Below are 8,822 nucleotides of genomic sequence, written 5' to 3'. Positions count from 1 at the left end.
GAAGGTGAAACTGCGGTCTTCGAAAACCGAGATTTCAACCGGGATCACATAGCCGGCCTTGTCCTGCGTCCGAGCGTTGTACTCCTTGCAGAACGCCATGATGTTGACGCCGTGCTGACCGAGGGCAGGGCCCACCGGCGGCGCGGGGTTGGCTTTGCCGGCCTGGAGGGCCAGCTTGATCACAGCTACAACTTTTTTTGCCATCGTCCTGGCGGCTTGAGCAATCTGCGGATCCGCGACCCTAAGGCAGCGACTGCGGCAGGCTCCGGGAACCGGAACCCAGCCTGAGGCCGCCCTCCGCAGGGAGACGGCCGCAGCGGATCAGCTCTGTTTGCTGATCTGGGAGAACTCGAGTTCCACCGGGGTTTCCCGGCCGAAGATCGAGAGCAGGGCCTTGAGCTTGTTGCGCTCGCCCGACACCTCGATCACCTCGCCCTGGAAGTCCTTGAACGGACCAGCCGTGACCAGAATCTGATCGCCCTCGGTGAGGTCGACCTTCACCACAGGCTTCTTCTCGGCGGCGCGCTTGAAGATGCGGTCCACCTCCGAGCGGCTGAGAGGGCGGGGTTTGATGTGGCCGCGGGCCTTACCGGTGGCGCGACGATCCTCAGCGCCCACGAAATTGATCACGTTCGGGGTGCTGCGCACCGCCATCATCGTGTCTTCATCGAGCACCATGCGCACGAGCACATAGCCGGGGAACACCTTCTCTTCGGTGCTGGTGCGGCTGCCGTCTTTCTTGAGCTTCACCGCCGGGGTCTGGGGGATCTCGATCTCAAGGATGCGGTTGTCCACGCCCAGGGTCACCGCGCGCTGCTCGAGCGTGGCTTTCACCTTCTTCTCGCAGCTGGAGGCCACCTGCACGGCGTACCAGCGGGCGATCGGCGCACGGCCTTCGGCCGCGGGCACGCTGAGGATTTCCAGACCTTCAGCCGCTTCGGCACCAGCCAGGCCTTCAGCGCCCAGCTCTTCAGGGCTCAGATCAACGTCGGACACGGGCAACGGCAAAGGGGGAAGGAGAAATCAGCGGAACACCTGGGCGTTCACCCAGCTGTAGAAGCGGTCGATGGCGGCGATGGCAAAGGCCGAGAGGGTCACCATCAAGATCACGGCCACCGATTCAGCAAACAGCTGCTGGCGGCTGGGCCACACCACCTTGCGCAGCTCGGCCACGGTGCTGCCCACGAAGCCCTCGGAGGCCGGGGGAGTGGCTGGCTGATCGGGTTGTGGCTCAGTCGGGGTTTCCACCACAGGGTCCAGAAGGTGTTCGCGGAGCGAGGGCGCGCGCAGTTGCGCAAACAGCCACCCTACCGGACGTGATCAAACCGCCCCGCCGATCGGAGTGAAGCGCAGCACCCCTTCCGCCTCCAGCAGGCTCACCTGCACAGCGGACGCCCCAAGGAAACGCTCCTCGAGCAGCTCGGTGGCCAGGGGATTTTCGATGCGGCGCCGCAACAGCCGGCGCAGCGGCCGCGCCCCGTATTCCGGTTCGTAGCCCTCTTGGGCGAGCCAGGGCACCACCGCTGCATCCACCTGCAGCTCCAGCCCCTGCTCCCGCAGCAGAGCGGCCAACTCCGCCAGCTGCAAGTGCACGATGCGCTGCAGCTGCTCAGGGCCGAGGGGCTGGAAGCGGATCACCTCATCGATGCGGTTGAGGAACTCCGGCCGGAACTGGCTGGCCAGGGCCTGCTCCACCTGCTGCTCGAGCTGGGCCGGATCAGCGCCGCTGCGAGCGTTGTCGAGGATGGCGCGGCTGGCCAGGTTGCTGGTCATCACCACCACGGTGTGGCGGAAATCCACGGTGCGGCCCTGGGAATCGGTGAGGCGCCCGTCGTCGAGCACCTGCAGCAGCACGTTGAACACATCGGGGTGGGCTTTCTCCACCTCATCGAGCAGCAGCACCGCATAGGGCCGGCGCCGCACCGCCTCGGTGAGCTGGCCGCCCTCCTCATAGCCCACATAGCCAGGGGGAGCCCCCAGCAGACGCGCCACGGCGTTGCGCTCCATGAATTCGCTCATATCGAGCCGCACCAGCGCCTCCTCCTCATCGAACAGGGCCGCCGCCAGGGCCTTGGCCAGCTCGGTTTTGCCCACACCGGTGGGGCCCAGGAACAGGAACGAACCCACAGGCCGGCGCGGATCCTTCATGCCGGCCCGGGCGCGGCGGATCGCCGCGGCCACCGCCACCACCGGCTCTCGCTGGCCGATCACCCGCTCCCCCAGCCGCTGCTCCAGCTCCAGCAGCTTCTGGCGTTCACCCGCCATGAGCCGTTGCACCGGAATCCCGGTCCAGCGCGCCACCACATCGGCGATGTCGCCCTCTTCCACCTGCTCGCGCAGCAGCGACTGCCCGGCTCGTTGCTGCTCCTGCAATTGCGCCTCCAGCTCGGTGCGGCGCTGTTGCACGCCATGCAACTGGTCGTACTGCAGGCGGGCAGCTTCCTCCAGATCGCCGTCGCGCTCGGCTTCAGCAATCTGCAGCCGCAAGCTCTCGTCGTCGGCGAGCAACTGCCGCAGCTCAGCCAGCTCCTCGCGCTCGCCCTGCCAACGCTGCTGCAATTCCTGCAAAGCACTGCTGGCCTGACGGCGTTGCTCCTGGAGGGCCACACGTTCCGGTTCAGGCGCGCTTTCCGCCGAGAGCAGCGCCAGCTCCACACGCCGCAGCTCGCTTTCCGCCTCTTCCACGAGGCGCGGTTTGGAGGTCACCTCCATGCGCAACTGGGCCGCGGCCTCATCGATCAGATCGATGGCCGAATCCGGCAAGCAGCGATCGGCGATATAGCGATCCGCCAGCCGTGCCGCGGCCACCACCGCACCATCGGTGATCGCCACGCCGTGGTGCAGCTCGTAGCGCTCCTTGAGCCCCCGCAGGATCAGGGTGCTCTCCTCGAGCCCCGGCTCCTTGATCAGCACCTGCTGGAAGCGGCGGTTGAGGGCGGGGTCTTTCTGCACCGTGCGGCTGAACTCCTCGGGCGTGGTGGCACCGATACAGCGCAGATCCCCCCGGGCCAGGGCCGGTTTGAGGATGCTGCCCGCATCGCTGCTGGAGCGCTCGGGCCCCACCACCGTGTGCAGTTCATCAATGAACAGAATCACGCCGGCACCTTCGCCCTCGGCCTCGCGCACCTCCTTGAGCACGCTGCGCAGGCGCTCCTCAAACTGCCCGCGGAATTTGGCGCCGGCGATCAGGGCGCCGAGATCCAGATTGATCAACCGCTGCCCCTTCAGCGCATCGGGCACCTCCCCAGCCACGATCCGCTGGGCCAAGAGCTCGGCGATGGCGGTTTTACCCACGCCTGGCTCGCCAATCAACACCGGATTGTTCTTGCCCCGGCGCGAGAGCACCTGCATCAAGCGGCGGATCTCCGTGTCGCGCCCGATCACCGGATCCAGCTCACCGGCACGCGCCGCAGCGGTGAGATCGCGGCCGAACTGATCGAGGGCGCTGGGTTCCTGCTCGAGGCGGAGTTCCGAATCGGCGACATCTGCCGCAGGCGGACGGGGCGCTGCAGGAGCGGGCGGGGCCGAGACGGCTGGAGCACCCCGATCGATCCAGCTGTCGCTGGGCTGCTGGGCCGCCCTGGGCTCCGGTTCGCGACGCACCGGCTCGGGCGCTGGGGGCGACGGCCGTTCGGAGCGTTGCTGGCGGCGCAACAGGTCTTCGCTGAGGCCCTGATCCGCCAACAGGCGCCGCCCCAAGCGGGGTTCATCCAGCAGGGCCAGCAGGATCTGGGGGATATCGATCAGGCGAGCGCCCGCCGCCTGGCGGCAGCGCTCCGCCGCATCCAATAGCTCTTCAAAGGCCTCCCCGATGTAAAGCTCACGGCTGGAACTGGTGGGCTGATCAGCGCAGACGTCGTCGAGCTGATCGAGCAACGCCTCTGGCTCGAGGGGCAGCGGATCGATCCAGCTGGCGTAGCGCGGATCGCTGAACAGCACCTGAAGCAGGTGCTCCACATCCATGTCGCTGTGGCGCCAGCGGCGAGCCTGCTCCTGGCTGGCCAGCAGCAGATCCCAGGCCGCATCGCTGAAGCGATCCGGCTCCGTGGTGAGGCTGGCGCCGGCGGCGGGGTTGGCGAAATCAGGCCGCATGGGCGCGGGAGCTCAGCTCGATCAGTTCCACCTTGTAGCCATCGGGATCTTCCACAAACGCAATCACCGTGCTGCCGTTCTTCATCGGGCCCGGCTCGCGCACCACGCGGCCGCCCTTGGCGCGGATCTGATCGCACACCCCCACGATGTCGTCCACACCGATGGCGATGTGGCCGTAGCCGCTGCCGATCTCGTAGCTCTCGGTGTCCCAGTTGTGGGTGAGCTCGAGCACGGTGGTGTCGCTCTCCTCGCCGTAGCCCACAAAGGCGAGGGTGAAACGGCCGCCGGGATAGTCCTTGCGGCGCAGCAGACGCATGCCGAGCACCTCTGTATAGAAGGTGATCGAACGCTCCAGGTCGCCGACCCGCAACATCGTGTGGAGCAAGCGCATGGAAGCCGCATCAGCCAGGCGCATTCTGACCAGAGCTCACGGTTCGGTGCCAACGGGCACAAGAGCAGCGGCAGGGGCGACCCATAGGATCCCCTCCAAGGACCACTGAGACACACCTAGGCCGCTGTGATCGACACCCTCGACCTCGTGATTGACACCATCGTGGCCCGGGAGGTGCTCGATTCCCGCGGCACGCCCACGGTGGAAGCCGAGGTGATGCTTGAGGGCGGCGCCAGCGGCCGCGCCATCGTTCCCAGCGGCGCCAGCACCGGCGCCCACGAAGCCTGTGAGCTGCGCGATGGCGGCAGCCGCTACTGCGGCAAGGGTGTGCTGCAAGCGGTGAGCAACATCGAAGAGAAGATCGCCCCGGCCCTCTGCGGCCTGAGTGCCCTCGATCAGGGCACCGTGGATGCCGCGATGATCGAGCTCGACGGGAGCGATAACAAAAGCGCCCTGGGCGCCAACGCGATCCTTGCCGTGAGCCTGGCCACCGCCCGCGCTGCCGCCAACGGTGTGGGCTTACCGCTCTACCGCTATCTGGGTGGCCCAATGGCCAACCTGCTGCCGGTGCCGCTGATGAATGTGATCAACGGCGGTGCCCACGCGGCCAACAGCCTGGATTTCCAGGAGTTCATGCTCGTGCCCCATGGCGCGCCCAGCTTCCGCGAGGCACTGCGGATGGGCACTGAGGTGTTTCACACTCTCAAGGGCCTGCTCAAGGACAAGGGCCTAAGTACCGCTGTGGGTGATGAAGGCGGCTTCGCCCCGGATCTCGGCAACATCGAAGCCGGCGACCTGCTGGTGCAGGCCATCGAGAAGGCCGGCTACCGCCCCGGCGATCAGATCTCCCTGGCCCTGGATGTGGCCAGCACCGAATTCTTCAAAGACGGTCGCTACGCCTTCGACGGTGGCAGCTACACCAGCGCCGAGATGGTGGATCAGCTGGCGCAGCTGGTGAACCGCTTCCCGATCACCTCGATCGAAGACGGTGTGGCGGAGGACGACTGGGACGGCTGGGGCCTACTCACCGAAAAGCTGGGCAAGACCGTGCAGCTGGTGGGCGACGACCTGTTCGTGACCAACAGCGCCCGCCTGCAACGCGGCATCGATCTGGGCGTAGCCAACTCGATCCTGATCAAGGTGAATCAGATCGGTTGCCTCACCGAAACCCTGCAGGCGATCGATCTGGCGGGCCGTGCCGGCTACACCAGCGTGATCTCACACCGCTCCGGCGAAACCGAAGACACCACCATCGCCGATCTGGCCGTAGCCACCCGCGCCGGCCAGATCAAGACCGGTTCGCTCAGCCGCAGCGAGCGCGTGGCCAAGTACAACCAGCTGCTGCGCATCGAAGACGAACTGGGCAGCCAAGCCGTGTATGCCGGAGCTGAAGATCGCGGCCCCCGCGGCAAGGCCTCCTGACCCTGTCGATCCCCACTGACATCCGAGGCGCAGCCGAAAGGCCACAGAAAAGAAAGATAAAGCTAAGCCTTCCTTAAGGGAGGCTTTCTTGCTGCCTTGAGCCAGTACTCCTAGATCATGTCCTCCACAGGCAGATGATCAAGCCAATGCAGTCTTTGGGAGGCGCGGGCGCAATTGCGCTGACAGTCCTCCTGATTAGCCCTGCAGCTTCAGCAGAGCAACGGAGGAACGATCAATCATCCGCCTCGACGATCAAGCGAGCACTGGCCGCGAATCCAAAGGCGATAGGCCTGACCACTGCCCAACTGCGCAACTACTCCAGCTTCAAAGCAGCGCTATCTCCTCTAATCATTGAGACCCACAAAGCACGCGTCAGAACCACAGACAGCGGCTTCATTGATGCCGTGCTCAAGCCTGTCTACAACAATCTGCTCATTCGCCGCGTCGAGCAAGATCAACGCTTTTCAAATCAGGCCAAATTAACGAGTGCGGTCGCGCGAGTTGGAACCCTCCCGAGCGGAGAGGTCCTTCTCTATCAGCAAGTCGAATTCACGCCGCGACGAGTTCTCAGTTGCGACGACCAAACACGATCTGGCAACCTGCTCTGCATCCAAGGCAAAAAACAATTCGCCTAACTCAATAGCGAATACCAAAAGAGTCCAGATCCAGCACTCGAAAAGAGCATCAAAACTTTCAAGTCAACCTATAAAAATAATGCCTCCTTAGCAGAAAGACTGACCGGCTGGGACATCCAGAGCATGGGGACCCTAGAGGCAGCCTATGCGGGACTTGCGGCGATGCCTCAAGCACGAGAACGAGGATCCAAGTTCCTACCTGCGGCCGTCTTTGCTTACGCCAAAACCAGCGATGGCGGAGGAACAACCAGTGGCAGCGAAGGCCCGACCATCAACAACCCGTCGCCAGGAGGAGTGCCCACACCTGGAACCACAACTCCCGGAAATGTATCGCCCGGAAGGGGCAATGTGCGATCGGCCATCCCGAATCCAGGAACAAACTTTCAAGCATTTGAGACAAGCAAGCTGGGATCAACAAAACCTGCCCTACTAGCCAATCAGGGAGACACCACTGGACTACTCGCCTCAAACGAGGAGCTGGCCTGGGCGACCAGCAATCAAGGCAGGAATACAAGCTATGAGCTGCTGAATGGCTTCACCAACAACCATCGCGCCACCGTTGGCGAACGCTGGAATATTGTCTGCATCGATTACAGCTCATGGTGGCCCGGATGCACCCAATACTGGTTTGGCTTTGAGCTGGGATATGGCTATTTGTACGGCATACGTGCGGGCTTCAACGCCAATACAACCGCAACATTGAACAATCCGAATACACGCTCAGGCTCCATGTCAATCGCCATGGATACTGGCAACAAAAATGCCGAGGTGTTTCGTGGCAGCGGACTGCGCAACCAAGACATCTTCGACGGCAAGGAAGTCCTGGCGAGGCTGTGCCAACAAAACAGCTGCTTTGTAGCACTCCTAGGAGACCTCCCGGGTCCAGACCCACTGTCAACAAGATTTACGCGCTGGACCCTGCCTGAAGTTGATTTCCTCAAGAAGCTTCCAACTTGTGCCCAGGTTCAACAGCGCTACGGAACGGGCCTCCAATGCTCTGCATTGGATAACTTACGCAACGGAGAGTACACATGGCCAAATGTTGGCAGTCGCGTCAATCTGGCTCGCTGGGTCGCCCCCGTCGATCTGTTTGGGAATCAGTTGGATTACGGAGTCGCCAGCGTCGAAGCCAATCCCTACGTCGCCCTGAACACCGATGGAAAGAGCTATCGACAAACTTGGAGAATTGAGAACGGCAGAGAAAACCCAATCAGTTCCCGGACGAGCAGGCTGAACTTTGACTTCAATCGTGCTAGCAACAGATCAAATCCCATCGCGACAGGAGTCAACAATGAATACGACTTCGATTTCTCGATCACTCCTGGTGTTGCCCTGAAAGGCAGCGCGGCGGGTTATGGACTAGGTCCCTGGTACATCGATATCGATGCCCTTGCCATCGAATCACCAACCTTCACGCTATACAGACATGACCGCACCTGGAACGGTGCCTGGACCGGCGTTCCTGCGCGGTAATCAGGAGGCCAGCTTGTCGACGCGGGCGTCGCGCTTGAGCCGCGCCTGCAACTTCACCCAGCTCAGCCCCACCGGCAGGCACAACACAATCGGGATGGCGGTCAGAGCAGGCCGGGCACTGGCCGCCAACATGGCGGCCGCCACGGTGAGGGCACCCAGCAGGACCGACTGACCAACACTCTGCTGACTGAGGGCGAGACGCCGCAGCAGGCGGTCGGTCTCTCCGGCGCGGATCTGCACCTGCAGATCTCCCTGCTCAATGCGCGAGAGGCTGTCTTCCAGGCGCTGAGGCAAGCCAAGGGCACGGCTGCCCACCTCCACCGCCTGGCGACCCAGCTGATTGAACAAATCGTTGGGGCCGTTGCCGGAGGCGCTCATCAGGGGCAGCAGGTAGGGGCGGGCAATCGCCACGAGGCTAAAGCTGGGATCAAGGCTGCGGCCAACCCCCTCAAAGGTGGAGAGGGCACGCATCACAAAGATCAGCTCCGGAGGCAGGCGGAACGGCTGGCCGTACACCAGCTCGTAAAGATCCCCTGAGAGCTTGTCGATCACATTGGGTGAAAAGGGAGGCGTGAGGGCCTCGGTGAGCATCACCCGCACCAAACGGCGCACGGGGCCTGGATCGATATCAGGCGCAATCACCCCAGCGGCCTGAAGCTCATTCACCAGGCCGGCCGCATCGCGGGCGGCGGCGGCCGTCACCATCCGGCCCAGGCGACTGCGCAAACGCTGCGACAGGCTTCCCACCATGCCGAAGTCGTAATAGATCAGAGCCCCATCGCGGGCCACGGCGAGATTGCCGGGATGGG

Annotated in this window: 8 protein-coding genes and 1 pseudogene; 3 read left to right on the top strand and 6 right to left on the bottom strand. The window is 63.6% G+C overall.

The window, feature by feature from the left end; all coding sequences use genetic code 11:
* The 5 genes and pseudogenes from ACIQ2E_RS09510 to gloA all read right to left on the bottom strand — a co-directional run.
* A pseudogene (locus tag ACIQ2E_RS09510) lies at positions 1–204 on the bottom strand (50S ribosomal protein L11); the annotation flags it as partial.
* A 117-nt stretch (positions 205–321) separates the two neighbouring features.
* A complete protein-coding gene (gene nusG, locus ACIQ2E_RS09505; protein WP_398329457.1) occupies positions 322–996 on the bottom strand; it encodes a transcription termination/antitermination protein NusG in 675 nt (224 codons plus the stop codon).
* A 27-nt stretch (positions 997–1,023) separates the two neighbouring features.
* On the bottom strand, positions 1,024–1,251 hold the full coding sequence (secE, locus tag ACIQ2E_RS09500) for a preprotein translocase subunit SecE (RefSeq protein WP_296446877.1): 228 nt from the start codon (positions 1,249–1,251) through the stop codon (positions 1,024–1,026).
* A gap of 69 nt (positions 1,252–1,320) precedes the next feature.
* The gene (locus ACIQ2E_RS09495; RefSeq protein WP_398329453.1) at positions 1,321–4,092 is read right to left on the bottom strand and encodes an ATP-dependent Clp protease ATP-binding subunit; all 2,772 of its coding nucleotides are present in this window, start codon (positions 4,090–4,092) and stop codon (positions 1,321–1,323) included.
* Entirely contained in the window at positions 4,082–4,483 is a 402-nt protein-coding gene (gloA, locus tag ACIQ2E_RS09490) for a lactoylglutathione lyase (protein ID WP_398329450.1), read from the bottom strand. Before gloA ends, ACIQ2E_RS09495 begins: the two co-directional genes overlap by 11 nt.
* Positions 4,484–4,609: 126 nt before the next feature.
* Between gloA and eno the strand changes: the two genes are divergently transcribed.
* From eno to ACIQ2E_RS09475, 3 genes are all read left to right on the top strand, one after another.
* Positions 4,610–5,905 carry a phosphopyruvate hydratase gene (eno, locus tag ACIQ2E_RS09485; RefSeq protein ID WP_398329447.1) on the top strand — a complete coding sequence of 432 codons (1,296 nt, stop codon included), beginning with the start codon at positions 4,610–4,612 and terminating at the stop codon, positions 5,903–5,905.
* A 134-nt stretch (positions 5,906–6,039) separates the two neighbouring features.
* Entirely contained in the window at positions 6,040–6,540 is a 501-nt protein-coding gene (locus ACIQ2E_RS09480; protein WP_398329444.1) for a hypothetical protein, read from the top strand.
* Between the two features lie 123 nt (positions 6,541–6,663).
* Complete coding sequence (locus tag ACIQ2E_RS09475) at positions 6,664–8,013, top strand: hypothetical protein (RefSeq protein WP_398329441.1); 1,350 nt, start codon at positions 6,664–6,666, stop codon at positions 8,011–8,013.
* On the opposite strand, the gene ACIQ2E_RS09470 is transcribed toward ACIQ2E_RS09475, so the two are convergent.
* Positions 8,014–8,822 (bottom strand): AarF/UbiB family protein (locus ACIQ2E_RS09470; RefSeq protein WP_398329438.1); only part of this gene is annotated, 809 nt, incomplete at its 5' end.

It is taken from the genome of Vulcanococcus sp. (genome assembly GCF_044369115.1).
Lineage (GTDB): Bacteria > Cyanobacteriota > Cyanobacteriia > PCC-6307 > Cyanobiaceae > Vulcanococcus.
The sequence above is the reverse complement of the archived record's forward strand: the minus strand, read 5'-3'. Positions and strand labels throughout refer to the sequence as shown.